Raw genomic sequence first — 20,054 nt, forward strand, 5'->3', positions numbered from 1 at the left:
GCCAGGCCGGCGCACCCGCCACGAATCGCGCGCCCTGTCGGTCGACGTCCCCCGCGGTGTCGAAGCCATCTTGTCGATCGCCTCATACGGAGCGCGGACACGAAAAAGCCCGGGCCGATCAGCACCCGGGCTCCTTGTCCTTGTGTCCGCAAGACGGACAACCGTGCGAATTCAGACGCCGCAGCTACCGCTGCCGCCGGAGCGGCCGATCAGGTCGAAGAACTCGCGGCGGGTGCGCGCATCGTCGCGGAACAGGCCCAGCATGCGGCTGGTGACCATGGCCACGCCCGGCTTGTGCACACCACGCGTGGTCATGCATTCGTGCGCGGCCTCGATCACGACTGCCACGCCGCGCGGCTGCAGCACCTCGTACAGTGTATCGGCCACCTGCACGGTCATCTTCTCCTGAATCTGCAGGCGCTTGGCGAACACCTCGACCAGCCGCGCCAGCTTGGAAATGCCGACCACACGCCTGTCCGGAAGGTAGGCGACATGAGCGGTACCGATGATGGGCACCATGTGGTGTTCGCAGTGGCTTTCGAAGCGGATGCCGGTCAGCGCAATCACCTCGTCGTAGCCCTCGACTTCCTCGAAGGTGCGGGACAGGATTTCCCGCGGATCTTCGGCGTAGCCTGCAAAGAATTCCTCGTAGGACTTGACCACGCGCTTCGGCGTGTCGATCAGGCCTTCGCGCGCCGGATCGTCGCCGGTCCAGCGGATCAGGGTGCGGACGGCCGCTTCGGCTTCCTCGCGGGTCGGACGACCGGTGTCAGTGCTCTTCATGTTCTTCCTGTACTTATATATATGGTGGATCGGCGGCCGGCTCATGCCCGCCTTCGGCGACCCGGATCGGTCATGGTGGCGGTGCAAGTCCGGGTTTTCAAGAGGTTTGAGCACTGTGTGACCCTTGATATGGCGTTTTTGCTCCCCAGATTGAACAGCGCTAGGCCCGCGGCTTGACGATTGTTTCCGGATGCAAGCCACCGGAACAGCCCGCCGCCGGCCCCGCTCCATCGTTCGCCCACAAGTTGCGCCGACTCATTTCAGTCCGGTTGTCAGGCGCGCAAACACACGTCAGGAGAGGACATCGATGAAGATCAAGCTGTCTCGTACCGCACTCGCCGCGCTAACCGCGACCGCCTTCGGGCTGGGCGCCACGGCGACGACGGTCGACTGGATGCGCCACGCCGAAGCGGCGCCGCAGTCGAAGCCGGTGCAGATTGCACAGGCGGCGACCATCACCGCGCCGACCACGGCGCCGCTGGTTGCCGGTCTGCCGGATTTCAGCACGCTGGTCGAGCAGACCTCGCCGTCCGTGGTGAACATCAGCGTGATCGGCAAGCCTTCGCGCGTGGCGGTGAATCCGAACGACCCGATGTTCGAGTTCTTCCGCCGCTTCGGCATCCCGGTGCCGCAGAACCCGCAGCGCGGCGGCGAGGGCCCGGCGCCGCGCGGCATCGGCTCCGGCTTTGTCATCAGCCCTGACGGCTACATCCTGACCAATGCGCACGTGGTGGCCGATGCCGCCGAGGTGACGGTCAAGTTCACCGACAAGCGCGAGTACAAGGCCAAAGTGATCGGCAGCGACAAGCGCACCGACGTCGCGCTGATCAAGATCGACGCGAAAAACCTGCCGGCGGTGAAGCTGGGCAATGCCGACAGCACCCGCGTCGGCGAGTGGGTTGCCGCCATCGGCGCGCCCTTCGGCTTCGAGAACACGGTGACCGCCGGCATCGTCAGCGCCAAGTCGCGCGCGCTGCCGGATGAATCGCTGGTGCCCTTCATCCAGACCGACGTGGCAATCAACCCGGGCAATTCCGGCGGTCCTCTGTTCAACCTGAATGGCGAGGTGATCGGCATCAATTCGCAGATCTACTCGCGCACCGGTGGCTTCATGGGTCTGTCCTTCGCCATTCCGATCGACGTGGCGATGCGGGTGGCCGACCAGATCAAGCAGTTCGGACGCGCCAAGCACGCGCGTCTCGGCGTCAGCATCCAGCCGATCACGCGCGAACTGGCCGACAGCTTCGGCCTCGACCGCGCGCGCGGTGCGCTGGTCGCCAACGTCGAACAGGGCGGTCCGGCCGACAAGGCCGGCCTGCAGGCCGGCGACGTGATCCTGTCGGTCGATGGCCGCGCCGTGTCCGATTCCTTCGATCTGCCGAAGGTGATCGGCAATCTGGCGCCGGGCAAGACGGTAAAGATGAAGGTATGGCGGCAGGGGGCAGAGCGCGACCTGAGCGCGACGCTGGGCGAACAGAGCGACAGCGAAGTGGCGGCGCTGGACGAAGGTGGCCGTGACAGCGGACCGATCCGTGACCGGCTCGGCCTCGCCGTGCGTCCGCTGACCGGTGCCGAATCGCAGCAACTGGGCGTCAATCGCGGCCTGATCGTGGCCGACGCCGGCGGCGCGGCCGCACAGGCCGGCATCCAGCCCGGCGACGCCATACTCGCGGTGAACGGCCAGCCGGTCGGCAGCGCGGAAGAACTGGCGAGGCTGGTGGAAAAGGCCAAGGGCCGCATCGCGCTGCTGATCCAGCGCGGCGACAACCGGCTGTTTGTGCCGATCCGGGCAGGCTGATTTCCCAACTCTGACATCGCGGCCGAACCGGGGCCGGAGCGGATGGGCTGTGTGAAGGGTCCTCTGACCCCGGTTGCGGCCTGTTCCGAAGACGGCGGACCGCGACGGCCCAGTCGCGGCCGAGGCCGCTCCCACGGGAGTTCGCCCAATCGACGACCGGAGCCGGGGTTCTGTGGGAGGGGTCTTCTGACCCCGACCGCAGGCTGTGCCGAAGCCAGCGCCGCGGAACGAAACGCGCTTACGAAGAAGATCGAAGCCGGGCCAGAAGCCGCCAGTCCTTGCCGATGGCACGCAGGTCGCGGACATCGACATTGATGCGCTGGGCCAGCGTGTCGAAGGGGCCGAGGTTGAACAGGCCCATGCCGCGCCCCAGCACCGTCGGCGCCAGATACATCAGCAGTTCGTCCACGCAGCCCTCGCGCAGCAGCGAACCGTTCAGCTTGTGCCCGGATTCGGCGTGCACCTCGTTGACACCGCGCGCGCCGAGCGCCTGGAACATCGCGGGCAGGTCGACCTTGCCGCCCTCGTTCGGCAGCACCAGCAGTTCGGCGCCGGCGTCACGCAGCGCCTGCGCCTTCGGGGTGTCGTCGGCCGCACACACCACCAGCAGCGGCGAGCGCTCGATGTCGGCGAACAGTTTCGCCTGCGGCGTCAGCTGCAGGCGGGCGTCGACGATGATGCGCAGCGGCTGGCGCGATGTATCGACCTCGCGCACCGTCAGACTGGGGTCGTCCTCGATCACCGTACCTATGCCGGACAGCACTGCACAGGCGCGTGCCCGCCAGCGGTGGCCGTCGCGCCGGGCCGCGACGCCGGTGATCCACTGGCTGACGCCGTTCTCCAGCGCGGTGACACCGTCCAGCGTCGAGGCGGTTTTCAGCCTGACCCAGGGCTTGCCGCGCGTCATGCGCGACACGAAACCGATGTTCAGTTCGCGCGCGTCGGCCTCCAGCACGCCGCAGTCGGTAGCGATGCCGGCGGCGCGCAGTCGCGCCAGCCCGTTGCCGGCGACCTGCGGATTCGGGTCCTGCATGGCGGCGACCACGCGCGCCACGCCGGCCTTGACCAGCGCATCGGCACAAGGCGGCGTGCGGCCGTGGTGACTGCAGGGTTCCAGCGTCACGTAGGCAGTCGCCCCGCGCGCAGCGTCGCCAGCGGCACGCAAGGCATGCACTTCGGCGTGCGGCTCGCCGGCCTTTTCGTGCCAGCCTTCGCCGACGCTCTGACCATCGCGCACCAGCACGCAGCCGACGCGCGGATTCGGTGACGTCGTCCACATCCCGCGCGCGGCCAGCTTCAGCGCGCGCGCCATGAAAAGGGTGTCCAGCGAGGCGTCGTGCGCCATTCAGCCTCCCGTCTTGCGCGGCGCGCGCGGCGGCTTGGTCACCTCGCGCACGACCTCCGAAAATTCATCGACATCCTCGAAATTGCGATAGACGCTGGCAAAGCGGATGTAGCCGATCTTGTCGAGCTTCTTCAGTTCGCGCATTACCAGTTCGCCGAGGCGGTCGGTGGCCAGTTCGCGCACCCCCATCGTGAGCAGGCGTTCCTCGATGCGGTCCATCGCCAGATCCACCGACTCGGTGGTGACCGGGCGCTTGCGCAGCGCCAGCATCATGCTGGCGCGCAGCTTTTCGCGATCGTAGTCGGCGCGCCGACCGTCCTTCTTGACGATCTGCGGCATCTTCAACTCGACCCGCTCGTAGGTGGTGAAGCGCTTGTCGCAGTGCGCGCAGCGGCGCCGGCGACGGATGATGTCGCCGTCCTCGCTTTCGCGGGTTTCGACCACCTGGGTATCGGGGGAGCTGCAGAACGGGCATTTCATGGCGTCGCTCCGTGCATGGACGGCGCGAATGTTACGCCCGGATGCGGCGTTGCGCCGCATTTCGTCCGCGCAGGCGCAGATTCAGGCCACGTCGCTCGCTTCGATCAGCTTCTGATAGGTGTAGGCGGACAGCGCCAGCCGGTCGCTGCCCTGCACTTCGACGAATTCGAGCCCGTGGTGCAGCGCGAGGGCCTCGCCCTCCGAGTCCGGATTGCTGCGCACCGAGCGGATGCCCGCCTTGACATGCACGAACTGGTCGATATCGTCGAACTGCAGCCTGAACTTCAGCTGCAACAGGTCGCCGATTTCACCCAGCGCGGCCTTGGCGGCAAGCAACGCCCCGCCCTTGCTGATATCGACCAGGGTGCCGGCGTACAGCGCGCCATACATGTCGGTGACCGACGAGATCAGCCGCACGCTGGCGCGCTGGGCGCGGCGCACGCGCATGCCACGCACCTTCTTCGGATAGCTCAGGTGCAGGTAGGGAAAGGGCGTGTTCGACATCTTCAGCACGTGCGCCGGAAAGGCGTACACGCTCTTGCCGGAGAAGAAACGGACGACGAAGGCGGCGTCCTGTTTCACCATCGCGTAGGCGCCATCGACCATCGGCGGCGTCACCATGACGCTGCGTCCCTTCGCGTAGCCGAGCAGCTTCACCGCGTGGCGCGGTGCGTCGGCGGCGACGCCCTGCAGTTGCAGCAGGTCGCCGACCTGCAGCCGGATGTCCTCCAGGTCGAGCAGGATGCCGTCCTTGTCCGGCGCCGGCTCGCCGTCCGGCACGATGCTGGACGGCGCCTGCACCTGATTGGCCGCCATGCGGTCGCGATACAGACCGCGCTCGCTCAGCACGTCGAGCTGGTTCTGCGTCTGCACCACGACGCCGGCTTTCAGCAGCAGCTTATTGTTCTGGTCGTACAGCGAATACGGCAGGGGCTTGCCCAGCACCACATCGGTCTTGCGCATGGGAATCATGACGGCCTCGGAGGCAGCGGTATCCCCGGGGTATCGACAGACCGCGCCAAAACTTGAAGCCACCGGTCAACGCGGCTGTCCGCGCGCCTTCATCAGATCGTGCAGGCTGCGCGCGGCCGGCCGCAGCGGTGTGCGGTGTTGCGTCCAGCCCATCTGCCGGCGCGGTGCCAGCCAGCGGAAGCGGGTGGCCGCCCAGCGCAGCAGCCGGTAACGTCGGGGGCTGGCGTAGATGCCGCTCCAGAAGCGCCACACCAGCTTCTGCCCGACGCTGAACGAGGCCCCCTGCCCGGCCAGCGGCTGCGCCACCGCGACGCCAGGCGCGCGATTGGCTTCGGTACGCAGGCGCATCAGCAACGACGGGATCGGGATGCGCACCGGGCACACCTCGGCGCAGGCGCCGCACAGGCTGGAGGCGGTCGGCAGGTCTCGGCTGTCGTTCAGTCCGAGCAAATGCGGCGACAGGATCTGGCCGATCGGCCCCGGATAGGTTGTCCCGTAGGCGTGCCCGCCGACGCGCGCATAGACCGGGCAGTGGTTCATGCACGCGCCGCAGCGTATGCACTGCAGCGTCGCGCGCAGCTGGGCGTCGGCATAGGCCTGGGTGCGACCGTTGTCGAGCAGCACCAGGTGCATGCGCCGCGGCCCGTCCTGGTCGCCGAGCCGCCGCGGACCGGTGATCAGGTTGAAATAGGTGGTCGCCGCCTGACCGGTGGCCGAGCGCGGCAGCAGGCTGGCCAGCGGCATCGCGTGTTCCAGCGTATCGACCACCTTCTCGATACCCATCATCGCGATGTGGACGTCCGGCACCGTCGTCGATAGCCGACCGTTGCCCTCGTTCTCGACCAGCCACAGCGTACCGGTTTCGGCGATCGCGAAATTGACGCCGGAAATGCCGATGTCCGCCTGCATGAAGCGCTCGCGCAGCACTTCGCGGCCGGTGCGGATCAGCGCATCGACGTCCTCGGTGTAGCCGGCGTCCGGAATCTTCTGTTCGAACAGCCGCGCGATGTCCTGCTTCGTCTTGTGGATGGCCGGCATGACGATGTGCGACGGCCGCTCGCCAGCCAGCTGCACGATGTATTCGCCCATGTCCGATTCGAGACACTCGACGCCGCGCGCTTCGAGGTAGTGGTTCAGTTCCACCTCCTCGCTCACCATGGACTTGCCCTTGATCACCCGCTGCGCACCGGCTTCGGTGGCGATGCGGTGGATGATGGCGCAGGCCTCGTCCGGCGTTTCCGCCCAATGCACCTCGACGCCGCGCGCCTGCAGATTTGCCTCCAGCTTCTGCAGCAGCGCCGGCAGATGCGCCAGCGCGTGCTTGCGTACCGCCTCGCCAAGATCGCGCAGCGCCTCGGTTTCGACCGGGTCCGGAAATTGGCTGGCGCGCTTGTCACGCAGGAACTGCATGGCGCTGCGGAAGTTGTCGCGCAGCCCGTCATCCGCCAGCGCCTCGCTGACGCGGTCGCGGAACTGTGCCGGCGACACGAAGTGCATGGTCTGCGCACTCATGCGGTATCTCCGTCGGCGATCACCACCACGACCAGCTCGCGCGGGCCGTGCGCGCCGTAGGCCAGCGTCTGCTGGATGTCGGCGGTGCGCGACGGGCTGGACACCAGCACGCGGTTGGTCGGCATGTCGTCGGCCCAGCGCTGGCTGCTCGACGCGTGGTGCAGGTCGTCATACAGATCGCGCGCATCGACGCAGACCAGACTGATCGGCGGCACCAGCGACAGCGTGCGCGGCAGCGCGCCGCCGTGGTTCAGCAGCAGCGCGCCGGTTGCCGCAATGCCGGCAGAGGCCGGTGTGAAGCCGGCGTCGACGGTCGCGAACATTTCCTGCTTCCAGGCCTCGATCGCGCCGTCGAAGCGCACCGCCTCGATGGCGGGCGGCAAGGCCGCCGCCAGCTCGTCGGCGCGCACGTCGCCGTTCAGTGCCAGGCGATGCACGCCGCGCAGGTGCAACGCATCGGCCGCAACGCGCGCCCACTCGGCCGGCTGCACCACCATCACGTCGGCGCGCGAAGCGCGCAGTCGCGCACACAACTGCTGCAGCCGCTCGCCCGGCGTCAGCCGTGGTCGCTGCGCGTAGTAGGCCGTCACGTCAGGCGGCATCACCGGCGCGCCAGGCTCGGCCGCGCGCAGGCGGGCGAGGATGCGTTCGCGGGCGCTCATGCTTCGCCCTCCAGCCGGCGCAGCAGGAAGGTCGCCAGGTGTTCCCCGCGCAGCGCCCGGCCCTGGTGTTCGGCGGCGTGCGAAATGTTCAGCATGCAGCCGCAGTCGGCGGTGACGAAGCGCTCGCAGACCGCCGACAGGCTGGCCACCTTGTCGCGCACGATGGCGCCCGATATGTCCGCGTGCTTGAGCGAGAACACCCCGCCGAAGCCGCAGCATTCCGATTCGTTGGCATGCGTGTCCAGCGTGACGCCAGGCAGTGCCGACAGCAGTTGCACGCCGTGCGCGCGGGTACCCATTTCGCGTCGCGCACTGCACGAGGTGTGCAGGCCGACGGTGACCGGCTCGGCGCTCGCAGCCGAGTAGTCGACGTGCAGCACGTCGACCAGGAAGCCGGCCAGTTCGTACACGCGGCCGGCCACATCGCGGGCGCGCGCCTGCATCACCGGATCGTCGTCGAACAGCGTCGGCCAGTGGTGACGCATCATGCCGGCACAGGAGCCGGACGGCACGACGATGGGCCAGGGCTGGTCGAACAGCGCAATCTGCGCGGCGGCCACGCGGCGCGCCTCGTCCGGATTGCCGCTGGTGAAGGCCGGCTGGCCGCAGCAGCTCTGGGCGCGCGGGAAATGCACGGTCAGTCCTTCGCGTTCCAGCAGACGTACCGCATCGACGCCGGCCTGTGGCACGAAAAGGTCGATCAGGCAGGTACCGAACAGATAGACCTGATCGGGGCGCGGCGGACGATCTGCGTGCATCGGAAACTCCGGTGGGCACCCTCGGGTGCGATGGAGCGAGATGATCGCGGCGCCATTGCTTCAGGCAAAATTGGTCGGACCAATTCTTCTGCACCCGTCACCATGCCGCCGACCGCCGCCGACCGCGCCACCCGCGAACTCGAAAGCCGCCTGCTCGACGGCCGCTATGCCGCTGGCGCCCGTCTGCCGGCCGAACGTGCGCTGGCAGATGAACTGGGCGTGTCGCGCGGCACGCTGCGCGAAGCGGTGCAGCGCCTGGCAGCGCGCGGACTGCTGGCCAGCCGCGTGGGCAGTGGCGTCTATGTGACCGACCGCCTGCACGGCGGGCTGACCTCGCCGTGGCGCCAGCTGCTGACCGAACACCCGCACCTTGGCAAGGACATGCTGGAATTCCGCCGCGTACTCGAAGGTGAGGCGGCCGCCTTCGCGGCTGAGCGCGCGACGCGTGCCGACCTGACGATGCTGCGCGGCGTGATCGACCGCCTGCGCCGCGCCCGGCGCAACGACGACGAAGCGCAGGAAGTGCTGCTCGATTCGCTGTGGCACGGCGCCATCGCCACCGCTGCGCACAACGCGATGTTCGGTTACCTGCAGGCCAATCTGCTAGCACTGCATCGCGAACACATGGCACAGAATCATGCCGGCCTGCGCTTCGGCGACCGGGCGGTGGCGGAGGCGCTGTGGCAGCAGCACTTCGCGCTGTGGGAGGCGATCCGCGCACGGGCACCGGAGCAGGCGCGCGCCACCATGTACGCGCACATCGACTTCGTGCGGGCGCGGCTGGCGCCCGATGCTGCGGGCGCGCTGCCCTGATCGCGACGGCGGTCCGGATCGACGCCGGCGGCAAGCATCCGCCGCGTCGCGGCCAAGGCCGCTCCCACAGGGATCGCGCCCGGCACGCGGCCGGAGCCGGGTTCTGTGGGAGGGGTCTTCCGACCCCGACAGCGGCCGCGATGTCCTGCGTCAGCGGCTCGGGAAGCGCCCTCGACCCAGGCCGTAGCGGCTGAGCCGGCGGTAGAAGGTGGCGCGCGGCATGCCGATCAGTGCGGCCGCCTCGGTGGCGCGCCAGCCGGTCGCTTCCATCGCTTCGACGATGCGCCGCCGCTCGTCCGCCTCGGCGTCACTGCGCGGCAGCGCGATGGCGGGTGGCGGCTCGTCGAGCGCGCGCAGGATGTTGTCCGGCAGATGCTCGCGCGACATCGTGTCCGATTCGCACACTGCCACCGCATAGCGCAGCGTGTTGCGCAGCTGGCGGATGTTGCCGGGCCAGGCGTAACCCATCAGCTCTTCTGCCAGTTCCGCCGGCAGCTCGATGTCGCGACCGGCCGCAGCGCACTCCTCATCGAACACCTGCTGCAGAACGTCGCGCCGGTCGCTGCGCGCACGCAGCGGCGGCAGCGTGAAGGTGGCGGCGTTGAGCCGGTAGAACAGGTCCTCGCGGAAACGGCCGGCGGCGACCAGCGATTCGAGGTCGCGGTGGGTGGCGCAGATGACGTTCAGATCGACCTTCTCCGGCTCGGTGCCGCCCAGACGCAGCACCTCGCCCTCGGCCAGAACGCGCAGCAGCCGCGTCTGCAGCGGCAGCGGCATGTCGCCGATCTCGTCGAGAAAGAGCGTGCCGCCGCTGGACAGCTGGATCTTGCCCGCCTCGCCCTTCGCCTTGGCGCCGGTGAATGCGCCTTCGCGGTAGCCGAACAGTTCGCTCTCGATCAGGTTCTCCGGAATCGCCGCGCAGTTCAGCGCAACGAAGGGCTTGTCGCGCCGCTCGCTCTGCGCGTGGATGGCGTGCGCGAACGCTTCCTTGCCGGAACCTGTTTCGCCGAGCAGCAGGATGGGCAGGCGGCTGTTCACGATGCGTTTCAGACGCTGGATGTCGCTGACCAGGCGGGTGTCGCGCGCGGTCAGCGTGCTGAAGTCGTGGCGGCCCTGCACCAAGCGCCGCGCGACCCGTCGCTGTTCAGGCACGCGCACGATGGCCGACAGCGCCTGGCCTGTCGTAAGCCGGCGCAACGCGACCGGCATGCCCGGACGGTCGTGCGCCGCGCGCAGCAGTTCGTCGGCGCTCAGATCGAACACTTCGTGGAAGGCACGCGGCAGCGGACCGGCGTGTTCCAGCAGTTCGACATGGGCGAGGAAATTGGCCTGCACCACGTAGCCGCGCTCATCCAGCGCCAGCAGGTAGCTGCGCTCCGGTTCAAGCCCGCGACCGGCGCCGCCGATCTGTAGCGTCCACCGGTGGCGGTTGGCTTCGATGAACCAGGCGTTCTCGATGAAACGGGCGTTCTGCGCCACCAGCTGGAACACGACGGACTGGCTGCGCCGGTCGTCCGGTGAAGCCAGCGCCGAAGCGTTCAGCACGCCCATGATGTCGTTGTCGGGACCGAAGATCGGTGCCGCGCTGCAGGTGATGCCGATGTTGTAGGCGCGGAAATGCTCACCCTTGTGTACCAGGATGGGCGCGCGGTCGACCAGCGTCGTACCGACGCCGCAGGTGCCTTCGTCCTGCTCGGACCAGCAGGCGCCGACACGGAAACCGCGCGACTTGAATTCGTGATCGATGGTCGGCAGGCCACGGAAATCGACGGTGCTGCCGTCGGCGTCGGTCATCAGCACGCAGTACCCGGCGTCCTTGATCTGGCTGTGCAGCTTGCCCACGCCCAGGCGCGCGAGCTGCAGGAAGGACTCGATACGGCCGCAGCGCTCGCGCACCTCCGCCGCACTGAGGATGCGCGGCGCCGCCGGCACTTCGGGGTCCACCCGGTAGAGCTCCAGCGAGCGCCGCCAGGAATCGGCGATGCGCTCCTCGCCCGCCAGCGCGAGCGCGCCGGCGCGTGCATCCGACGCTGCGGCGACCCGCCGCATGTGTTGCGAAAACTCGTCCCTGAATCGCATGGCCCGTCCTCCTCCGACACGTTTTCGTCATCGCCGTGCGGTCAGGCCGCCGGCTGTTTTCGCGACAGTGTAGGAGACGCCTTCCGCGCGCTTCAAGCGGAATCTCCGCTGCACCGCAGCATCTTCACACCCATGCAAGCCACTGAATTACAAGGATTTGTCTCACTTCAAGTGAGATTCCGTCTCACCTGAGCGGGAAATCCCGCCGCCCTCGATCGGGCTCGCCCGCGGGATGGATTCCCTGCGCTGGCGGGCAAATTCGGCGTCACTGCGTCGTTTGAAACACGTCTGCAACACAGTCCATCCGCATATCGAAGCCACGTCCGGCACATGGCACGCCGCTCGCTCCAAGGCTGTTCGCCACACCGAACCTGCGAGGAGACCATGGACAAGGACAACACGAAAAAAATCGCCGACAGCGCGTGCGCCCCCTGCTGCATGCAGCGTCGCGATGCAATGAAGGCCGCCATCGCGGTCACCGTCATGCTCGGCGGCGGCCTGCGTGGCGCGCAGGCCAGCGAGCCGGCCGACCTGCCGCCGCAACCGGGTGACCGCCTGGTACGCATGGACGAAGAGGGCACGCCGCAGCCGCTGAAGGCGGCCGACATTCCGCTCGCCAGCAAGCCGGTGCGCGCACTGCCCTTCGCCGCGACCGATGCGCTGGTGCGCGACGGCAGTCGTCTGGGTCGCGTCATCCTGATGCGCTTCGACCCGGCTTCGCTCGACGAAGAAAGCCGTGCCCGCAGCGCCGACGGCGTGCTCGCCTACTCGGCGGTGTGCACCCACCAGGGCTGCGAGGTCAGCGAGTGGGACGCCAACGGCGGCGCGATGTTCTGTTTCTGCCATTTCTCGAAGTTCGATCCGCTGAAGGCCGGCGCCGTCACCGCCGGTCCGGCCGGACGCGCGCTGCCCTGGCTGCCGTTGAAGAGCGAGAACGGCGAGCTGGTGGTGGCCGGCGCGTTCAGCTCCGTTCCCGGCGTGCGCAAGGGCTGACCGGCCAATCCCGCTTTACACCGCCCGGACGTCACAAGGCGAAGCGTCCGGGCTGCAGCAGCGGTCGCACCCACGAGGCGCGACCACACCTTCGCCCTAAAACACAGGAGGAAGCATGAGAACCATGATGAAGCGGACCGCCCTCGCGGCGGCACTGCTCGCACCGCTGGTGGCCGGTGCGCTGCCGGCCTACACGCCGGTGACCGACGCTCGGCTGAACAAGCCGGAGGCGCAGAACTGGCTGATGTACCGCGCTAACTACGCCGGCTGGGGCTACAGCCCGCTCAAGCAGGTGAGCGACAGGAACGTCGACAAGTTGCAGCTGGCCTGGGCGTTCTCGACCGGCATGACCGAAGGGCATCAGGCGCCGCCCATCGTGAACAACGGCTACATGTTCGTCGCCACGCCGAACAACCAGGTCATCTGTCTGGAAGCGAAGACCGGCCGCGAGATCTGGCGCTACAAGAAGACCATTCCGGACGAGCTGCAGCAGCTGCACCCGACCAACCGCGGCGTCGCGCTGTACGGTGACCGCGTCTACATCGCCACCACCGACGCCTTCCTGGTCGCGCTCGACGCGAAGACCGGCAAGGAGGTGTGGAAAACCGCGGTCGCCGACTGGAAGTCCGGCTACTACATGACGCTGGCGCCCCTGGCGGCCAAGGGCAAGATCATGATCGGCAGTTCGGGTGGCGAGTACGGCATCCGCGGTTTCGTCGCCGCTTTCGATGCCGACACCGGCAAGGAAGCGTGGCGCACCTACACCATCGCCGGCCCCGGCGAACCGGGCGGCGACAGCTGGCCAGGCGATACCTACAAGCGCGGCGGCGGCTCGGTGTGGATCACCGGCACCTACGACCCGGACACTAACCTCGCCTTCTGGGGCGTCGGCAACGCCGGCCCGTGGATGGCCGACACGCGCAGCGGCGACAACCTGTACGCCAACTCGGTGCTGGCACTGGATGTCGACACCGGCAAGCTCAAGGGCTATCACCAGTACCACCACAACGACTCGTGGGACTGGGACGAGGTGTCGGCCCCGCTGCTGATCGACCTCGAGCACAAGGGCAGGAAGGTGAAGTCGCTGGTGCACGCCGGCCGCAACGGCTATCTGTGGATGCTGGAGCGCACCGACAGCAAGGTGAATTACGTCGATGCCTGGCCCTACGTCACGCAGAACGTATTCACACAGCTCGACCCGAAGACCGGCCGCCCGACCTACGACCCGGCGCGCATCCCGGCCACCGGCAAGACGGTGAACTTCTGCCCCTCGCTGTGGGGCGGCAAGGACTGGCCGCCCGAGGCCTACAACCCGCATACCGGCCTGCTCTACATCCCGGCGCAGAACAATCTGTGCTCGGAACTGACCGGCGAGCCGGTCAAGTACAACAAGGGCGATCTCTACCTCGGCGTGTCGATCGAGAACGTGCTCACCAATGTGCGCATGACGCCGGAGTCGAAGGTGCACATCGGCGAAGTCCAGGCCTGGGACCTCAAGACCGGCAAGAAGGTGTGGACCCACACCTACCCGGAAATGAACTGGGGCCCGCTGATGACCACGGCCGGCAACCTGGTGTTCGGTGGTGGCACCAACGACCGCAAGTTCCGCGCTTTCAACGCCAGCACCGGCAAGCTGCTGTGGGAATTCCCGACCAACTCGGGCGTGACCGGCGTGCCCTCCAGCTTCGAGGTCGACGGCGAACAGTACATCGCCGTGCAGTCCGGCTGGGGCGTCGACGCCGAGCGCATGCAGGGCGCTTTCAACGCGGTGCTCGACAAGAAGACCACCGTGCCGCAGGGCGGCGTCATCTGGGTGTTCAAGCTGCCCAGGAAGTGATCGGCCGGGGCGCCCGGCCTACCGTGCGCCCGCCTGACAAACCATAACAAGGACATACCCTCATGAGCACTGCTGCAATCACTCCCGCCCGCGCCGCAAAGGCTGCCGTCTCCGCTGCCGGTATCGCACTGGCGCTGCTGTCCGGCAGCGCCAGTGCCCAGACCACCTTCGACGTGATCGGTCCGCACGAGTACGACCTGCCGGTCAATTTCGACCAGCCGTTCAACGTGTTCGTGCAGTACGCCACCGTGCAGCGCGACAGTCGTTTGTTCGACAACGACGGCGATCGTCAGCGCGGCAACAGCGCGCAGAAGATCATCGGCCTGTCGAAGTACGTGCGCTTCTGGACGCCCGAGTCGAACCGCAACATCGGTCTGGCCTTCGAGGTCATCCAGCCGACGGTGGGCATCCGCAACCGCGACGCCGTCGACCCGGACGCGCGGCACATCAGCGGTTTCGGCGACACCATCACCGGCGCGGCCATCTGGTACAAGCCGACGCCCGGTTCAACGCTGGGTTTCCAGACCTTCCTGCAGATCCCGATCGGCGACAAGGACGTCAGCGACACTAACTGGAAGAACCTGTCCAGCCTGCTGTGGTATGTGCCGCTGACCGAGCGCATCGGCTGGACCGGCGACCTGGGCTTCGTCGCGCAGAGCCGGCGCGACGACGGCAATCGCCCGGGCATGCTGTGGCACACCAACAACCGCTTCGGCTACCGCGTGAACGACTGGCTGGAGCCGTTCGCCGGTGTCGACTACGAGCGCATCAGCGGCCGCAACGGCGCCGATGACTCGTGGGGCTTCGATGGTTCGCTCGGCGTGATGTTCCATTACTACGGTAACCAGTCGATCGCGCTGCGCTACTCGCACGGCATCGAGGGCGAGAACCGGCCGGTCAACAACAGCATCAACATCAAGTACGCCTACGTCTGGTAAGTCCCGGCCGGAGGCGTGCCGCGGCGCGCCTCCGGCCTCACTCAAGGAGGCATCAAATGAAACTGCTGCACGCACTCGCACTGAGCATCGCCCTGCTGGTCGCACTGTGGGTCTGCCTGAGCATCGGCATGCCGAACCTGCAGCTGAACCCGTGGATAGGCTTCGTCGCCTGGGCCACCTTCTTCGCCGCCGGCGGCGGCAGTCAGGCGCTCGGCAAGTCGGCCTTCGCCGCGCTGGCCGGCGTCGTGCTGACCGCCGGCACGATGTGGCTGGTCGCGCTGGCCGGCGGCAGCCTGCCGGCACTGGCGCTGCTGGTCGCGGTGCTGGCCTTCGTGCTGGTGGCGATGGCCGACGTCGCGGCGCTGTCCTACACACCGGCCGCCTTCCTTGGCGCGGCCACCTATTTCGGCGCCACCGGCGACACCTTCGAGAAGGCGCTGTTCGTCGGCCTGACCTGGGTCGCCGGCCTCACCTTCGGTTACCTGTCCGAGTCCTTCGGCAAACGCATGACGCGTGCCGCCTGATTTCCGTCCCAAGGAGAAGCTGCAATGAGTACCCATCACAATTACATCGACGGACGCTTCGACGAGGCCGACGTCGCCACCCGCATCGAGGTGTTCAATCCGGCCACGCACGCCTTGCTCGACACGGTGCCGGAAGCCGGCGTCGCCGCGGTCGAGCGTGCGATCGCCGCCGCCCGCGCGGCGCAGCCCCTGTGGGCGAAGCTGCCGGCCATCCAGCGCGCCGGCTGGCTGCGCAAGGTGGCCGAAGGCCTGCGCGGCGTGCGCGAGGAGATGGCGCGCCTGCTGACGCTGGAACAGGGCAAGACGCTGGGCCTGGCGCGGGTCGAGGTCGACTTCACTGCCGACTACCTCGACTACATGGCGGAATGGGCACGCCGCATCGAAGGCGAGGTGCTCACCAGCGACCGCCCGGGCGAAAGCATATTCCTGCTGCGCAAGCCGGTCGGCGTGGTTGCCGGCGTGCTGCCGTGGAACTTCCCGCTCTTCCTGATCGCCCGCAAGATGGCGCCAGCGCTGGTCACCGGCAACACCATCGTGATCAAGCCGAGCGAGGAAACACCGCTCAACGCCTTCCTGTTCGCCAAGCTGGTACATGCCGCCGAACTGCCGCGCGGCGTGTTCAATCTGGTCGGCGGCCGCGGTGAAACCACCGGCGCCGCGCTGACCGGCAGCCGTGCCATCGACATGGTGAGCTTCACCGGCAGCGTGGAGACCGGCAGTCGCATCATGCAGGCCGCCGGTCGCAACCTGACCCGCGTCAATCTGGAACTGGGCGGCAAGGCGCCGGCCATCGTGCTGGCCGACGCCGACCTCGATCTCGCCTCGACCGCGATCACCGCCTCGCGCGTCATCAACACCGGACAGGTGTGCAACTGCGCCGAGCGCATCTACGTGCAGCGCGCAGTGGCCGACGAGTTCATCACCAAGCTCACCGCGAAGATGGCGGCGACCCGCTACGGCGACCCGATCGCCGACCAGAGCATCGACATGGGCCCGCTGGTGAACAAGGAAGGCCTGGACAAGGTCGCCGCCATGGTCGAACAGGCGAAGCGCGACGGCGCCCAGTGCGTGCTCGGCGGCCAGATCGCCGACCGCGCGTCCGGCTATCACTACGAACCCACCGTGCTGATCAACTGCCACGCCGACATGGACATCATGCGCAAGGAAATCTTCGGCCCGGTGCTGCCGGTGCAGCTGGTCGACGATCTGGACGAGGCGGTGGCTCACGCCAACGCGTCGGACTACGGCCTGACCTCGTCGGTCTATACGCGCGACCTCAACGCTGCAATGCGCGCGATCCGCGATCTGCAGTTCGGTGAGACCTATGTCAATCGCGAGAACTTCGAAGCGATGCAGGGTTTCCACGCCGGCCGCCGCAAGTCGGGCATAGGCGGGGCCGACGGCAAGCACGGGCTGTACGAGTACACGGAAACCCACGTGGCCTACATACAGCACGGCTGACGCGCGATCCGGGTGAGGCGATCCTTCACCCGTCGTACGCCATCCGGGTCTTGTACAAGACCAGACGATCTCCTCGGTTGCGGGCACTCCGGCCCCGGAGTTGCCCGCTTTTTTGCGGCCGGACGACCGGATTTCGGTTTTCCACCACTGGCGGCAAGTCCGGGGGGTGTCCATAATTGCGACACGTCGACGCGGGCGATCCCTGCGTTCGACGCTGCCATGGCAGCTACCCGCTGCCGCTTCAGAGCTGTCGACACTTGCATCACCCATGCGCAGACGGACAGGCGCCTCGGACGAGTATCTCCTCGCCCGGCACGCTGACGACCCCGGGCGGGCTCCATGCCCCGACCGGGTTGTGCATCGGCGGTGCATTTGATCGAACGGCTCGATCAAAAAAGAGGAGAAAGCCTGGATGTCTGCACTACCCAATCCCCTGCTCGCTTCCGACCCGGACGCCGTCGAAACCCAGGAATGGCTCGACGCGCTGGAAGGCGTGATCGAACACGCCGGCGAGCAGCGTGCGCATTACCTGATCGAGCGGCTGACCGAGCTGTCGCGGCGCGCCGGCATCAATATTCCGTACTCGGCCACCACCGCCTATGTAAACACCATCCCGGCCGGCAAGCAGGTGCAGGCGCCCGGTGATTACGAGATCGAACACCGCATCCGCAGCTACATCCGCTGGAATGCGATGGCCATGGTGTTGCGCGCGAACAAGGACACCAACGTTGGCGGCCACATCGCCAGCTTCGGCTCCAGCGCCACGCTGTACGACGTGGGCTTCAACTGGTTCTGGCACGCCCCCAGCCCGACTCACGGCGGCGACCTGATCTACTTCCAGGGTCACTCGGCGCCCGGCATCTACGCCCGCGCCTTCATGCTCGACCGGCTGAGCGAGGCGCAACTCGACAGCTTCCGCCAGGAAGTCGGCGGCAAGGGTCTGTCGAGCTACCCGCATCCGTGGCTGATGCCGGACTTCTGGCAGTTCCCGACCGTATCGATGGGCCTGGGCCCGCTGCAGGCCATCTACCAGGCCCGCTTCATGAAGTATCTGCAGGACCGCGGCATCGCCAACACCGAAGGCCGCAAGGTGTGGTGCTTCATCGGCGACGGCGAGACCGACGAGCCGGAAACGCTGGGCGAGATCGCGATGGCGGCACGCGAAAAGCTCGACAACCTGATCTTCGTCGTGAACTGCAATCTGCAGCGCCTCGACGGCCCGGTGCGCGGCAATGGCAAGATCATCCAGGAACTGGAGGGCGATTTCCGCGGCGCCGGCTGGAACGTGATCAAGCTGCTGTGGGGCAGCTACTGGGATCCGCTGCTGGCACAGGACAAGACCGGCCTGCTGGCGCAGCGCATGATGGAAGTGGTCGACGGCGAATACCAGACCATGAAGGCGCGCGACGGCGCCTATGTGCGCGAGCACTTCTTCGGCAAGTATCCGGAGCTGGCGGCCATGGTCGCCAACTGGAGCAACGACGACATCTTCCGCCTGAACCGCGGCGGTCATGATCCGCACAAGGTGTATGCCGCCTACCACTCGGCGGTGAACCACACCGGCCAGCCCACCGTCATCCTGGCCAAGACCATCAAGGGTTACGGCATGGGCGGCTCGGGCGAGGCGCAGAACATTTCGCACCAGCAGAAGAAGGTCGATCTGGAATCGCTGCGCGAATTCCGCGACCGCTTCGACCTGCCGATCAAGGACAGCGAACTGGAATCGCTGCCCTACCTGAAGTTCGACGAGAACTCGAAGGAAGTGGCCTATATGCGCGAGCGCCGGATGGCGCTCGGCGGCTACCTGCCGCAGCGTCGTTCCAAGGCCGAGCCGCTCGAAGTGCCGCCGCTGTCGGCCTTCGACGCGCTGCTGAAGGCGTCCGGCGAAGGTCGCGAACTGTCGACCACGATGGCCTTCGTGCGCATCATGAACATCCTGCTGCGCGACCCGCACATCGGCAAGCGCGTGGTGCCCATCGTGCCTGACGAATCGCGCACCTTCGGCATGGAAGGCATGTTCCGGCAGATCGGCATCTGGAACCAGGAAGGCCAGAAGTACGTGCCGCAGGACGCCGACCAGCTCATGTTCTACAAGGAATCGAAGACCGGCCAGATCCTGCAGGAAGGCATCAACGAGGCCGGTGGCATGAGCGACTGGATCGCCGCCGCCACCGCCTACTCGGTGCACGGCGTGGCAACGATCCCGATCTACATCTTCTATTCGATGTTCGGCTTCCAGCGCATCGGCGACCTGATCTGGGCCGCCGGCGACCAGCGCTCGCGCGGTTTCCTGGTCGGCGGCACGGCCGGTCGCACCACGCTGAATGGCGAAGGTCTGCAGCACGAGGACGGCCATTCCCACCTGTGGTCCGGCGCGGTGCCGAACTGCATCAGCTACGACCCGACCTTCTCGTACGAAGTCGCCGTCATCGTGCAGGACGGCCTGCGCCGCATGATGGCCGAGCAGGAGGACGTGTTCTATTACCTGACGGTGATGAACGAGAACTACGAGCACCCGGCGATGCCGGATGGTGCCGAAGCGGACATCCTGAAGGGCATGTACCTGTTCCGCCGCGGCGCTGCCTCCAACGGCCCGCGCGTGCAGCTGACCGGTAGCGGCACCATCTTCCGCGAAGTGATCGCTGCCGCCGACCTGCTGAAGAACGACTGGGGCGTGGAAGCCGATCTGTGGTCCTGCCCGAGCTTCACGCAGCTGGCCCGCGACGGCGCCGACTGCGCACGCTGGAACCTGCTCAACCCGCTGGAGACGCCGCGCGCCTCGCATGTCGAGAACTGCCTGCGCGACACGCGCGGTCCGGTGATCGCGGCGACCGACTACGTGCGCCTGTTCGCCGAGCAGATCCGGGCCTATGTGCCGCGCCGTTACGTCGTGCTGGGTACCGACGGCTTCGGTCGCTCCGACACGCGCGAGGCACTGCGCTCGCATTTCGAGGTGGACAGACACTGGGTGACGGTAGCGGCGCTGAAGGCGCTGGCCGACGACGGTGCGCTGGACCGGGCGAAGGTGGCGGAAGCCATCGCGCGCTACGGTCTGGACGTGACCAAGCCGAACCCGCTGTACGTCTGAGTCGGAAGAAG

At 67.3% G+C, this 20,054-nt stretch carries 16 protein-coding genes; 8 read left to right on the forward strand and 8 right to left on the reverse strand.

Annotation, left to right across the window (positions count from 1 at the left end):
* Window positions 1–171: 171 nt before the first annotated feature.
* A complete protein-coding gene (gene folE / locus WDZ97_RS11280) occupies window positions 172–828 on the reverse strand; it encodes a GTP cyclohydrolase I FolE (protein WP_304004900.1) in 657 nt (218 codons plus the stop codon).
* A gap of 262 nt (window positions 829–1,090) precedes the next feature.
* Between folE and WDZ97_RS11285 the strand changes: the two genes are divergently transcribed.
* Window positions 1,091–2,581, forward strand: coding sequence for a DegQ family serine endoprotease (locus tag WDZ97_RS11285; protein ID WP_425762798.1), 1,491 nt, complete (start codon window positions 1,091–1,093; stop codon window positions 2,579–2,581).
* Between the two features lie 238 nt (window positions 2,582–2,819).
* On the opposite strand, the gene ribD is transcribed toward WDZ97_RS11285, so the two are convergent.
* The 6 genes from ribD to WDZ97_RS11315 all read right to left on the reverse strand — a co-directional run bounded on the left by ribD (window position 2,820) and on the right by WDZ97_RS11315 (window position 8,310).
* A complete protein-coding gene (gene ribD / locus WDZ97_RS11290; RefSeq protein ID WP_425762799.1) occupies window positions 2,820–3,926 on the reverse strand; it encodes a bifunctional diaminohydroxyphosphoribosylaminopyrimidine deaminase/5-amino-6-(5-phosphoribosylamino)uracil reductase RibD in 1,107 nt (368 codons plus the stop codon).
* A complete protein-coding gene (nrdR, locus tag WDZ97_RS11295) occupies window positions 3,927–4,406 on the reverse strand; it encodes a transcriptional regulator NrdR (protein ID WP_019919492.1) in 480 nt (159 codons plus the stop codon). It lies immediately after the preceding gene.
* 81 nt (window positions 4,407–4,487) lie between these two features.
* Entirely contained in the window at window positions 4,488–5,378 is an 891-nt protein-coding gene (locus tag WDZ97_RS11300) for a flagellar brake protein (RefSeq protein ID WP_425762800.1), read from the reverse strand.
* A gap of 66 nt (window positions 5,379–5,444) precedes the next feature.
* The gene (locus WDZ97_RS11305; protein WP_425762801.1) at window positions 5,445–6,890 is read right to left on the reverse strand and encodes a LutB/LldF family L-lactate oxidation iron-sulfur protein; all 1,446 of its coding nucleotides are present in this window, start codon (window positions 6,888–6,890) and stop codon (window positions 5,445–5,447) included.
* Complete coding sequence (locus WDZ97_RS11310) at window positions 6,887–7,552, reverse strand: LutC/YkgG family protein (RefSeq protein WP_425762802.1); 666 nt, start codon at window positions 7,550–7,552, stop codon at window positions 6,887–6,889. The genes WDZ97_RS11305 and WDZ97_RS11310 overlap by 4 nt, the downstream gene beginning before the upstream one ends.
* Window positions 7,549–8,310: a (Fe-S)-binding protein gene (locus tag WDZ97_RS11315; protein WP_425762803.1), complete on the reverse strand. Its 762-nt coding sequence runs from the start codon at window positions 8,308–8,310 to the stop codon at window positions 7,549–7,551. Before WDZ97_RS11315 ends, WDZ97_RS11310 begins: the two co-directional genes overlap by 4 nt.
* Window positions 8,311–8,412: 102 nt before the next feature.
* Between WDZ97_RS11315 and WDZ97_RS11320 the strand changes: the two genes are divergently transcribed.
* Window positions 8,413–9,123, forward strand: coding sequence for a FadR/GntR family transcriptional regulator (locus tag WDZ97_RS11320; protein WP_425762804.1), 711 nt, complete (start codon window positions 8,413–8,415; stop codon window positions 9,121–9,123).
* Window positions 9,124–9,273: 150 nt separating this feature from the next.
* Here the strand turns inward: WDZ97_RS11320 and WDZ97_RS11325 are convergent, their stop codons facing one another.
* A complete protein-coding gene (locus WDZ97_RS11325; protein ID WP_425762805.1) occupies window positions 9,274–11,202 on the reverse strand; it encodes a sigma-54-dependent Fis family transcriptional regulator in 1,929 nt (642 codons plus the stop codon).
* A gap of 384 nt (window positions 11,203–11,586) precedes the next feature.
* Between WDZ97_RS11325 and WDZ97_RS11330 the strand changes: the two genes are divergently transcribed.
* The 6 genes from WDZ97_RS11330 (at window position 11,587) to aceE (ending at window position 20,043) form a co-directional block, all read left to right on the forward strand.
* A complete protein-coding gene (locus WDZ97_RS11330) occupies window positions 11,587–12,195 on the forward strand; it encodes a ubiquinol-cytochrome c reductase iron-sulfur subunit (RefSeq protein ID WP_425762806.1) in 609 nt (202 codons plus the stop codon).
* A gap of 115 nt (window positions 12,196–12,310) precedes the next feature.
* Window positions 12,311–14,032 carry a methanol/ethanol family PQQ-dependent dehydrogenase gene (locus WDZ97_RS11335; protein WP_425762807.1) on the forward strand — a complete coding sequence of 574 codons (1,722 nt, stop codon included), beginning with the start codon at window positions 12,311–12,313 and terminating at the stop codon, window positions 14,030–14,032.
* A 62-nt stretch (window positions 14,033–14,094) separates the two neighbouring features.
* On the forward strand, window positions 14,095–14,970 hold the full coding sequence (locus WDZ97_RS11340) for a transporter (RefSeq protein WP_425762808.1): 876 nt from the start codon (window positions 14,095–14,097) through the stop codon (window positions 14,968–14,970).
* A gap of 56 nt (window positions 14,971–15,026) precedes the next feature.
* Entirely contained in the window at window positions 15,027–15,494 is a 468-nt protein-coding gene (locus tag WDZ97_RS11345; protein ID WP_018230257.1) for a DUF1097 domain-containing protein, read from the forward strand.
* A gap of 24 nt (window positions 15,495–15,518) precedes the next feature.
* Complete coding sequence (gene aldA, locus WDZ97_RS11350) at window positions 15,519–16,955, forward strand: aldehyde dehydrogenase (RefSeq protein ID WP_341928708.1); 1,437 nt, start codon at window positions 15,519–15,521, stop codon at window positions 16,953–16,955.
* A gap of 412 nt (window positions 16,956–17,367) precedes the next feature.
* Complete coding sequence (gene aceE, locus WDZ97_RS11355; protein ID WP_425762809.1) at window positions 17,368–20,043, forward strand: pyruvate dehydrogenase (acetyl-transferring), homodimeric type; 2,676 nt, start codon at window positions 17,368–17,370, stop codon at window positions 20,041–20,043.
* Window positions 20,044–20,054: the final 11 nt, after the last annotated feature.

This window comes from Methyloversatilis sp. MC4-4 (assembly GCF_049843555.1).
GTDB classification, from domain to species: Bacteria; Pseudomonadota; Gammaproteobacteria; order Burkholderiales; family Rhodocyclaceae; genus Methyloversatilis; species Methyloversatilis discipulorum_B.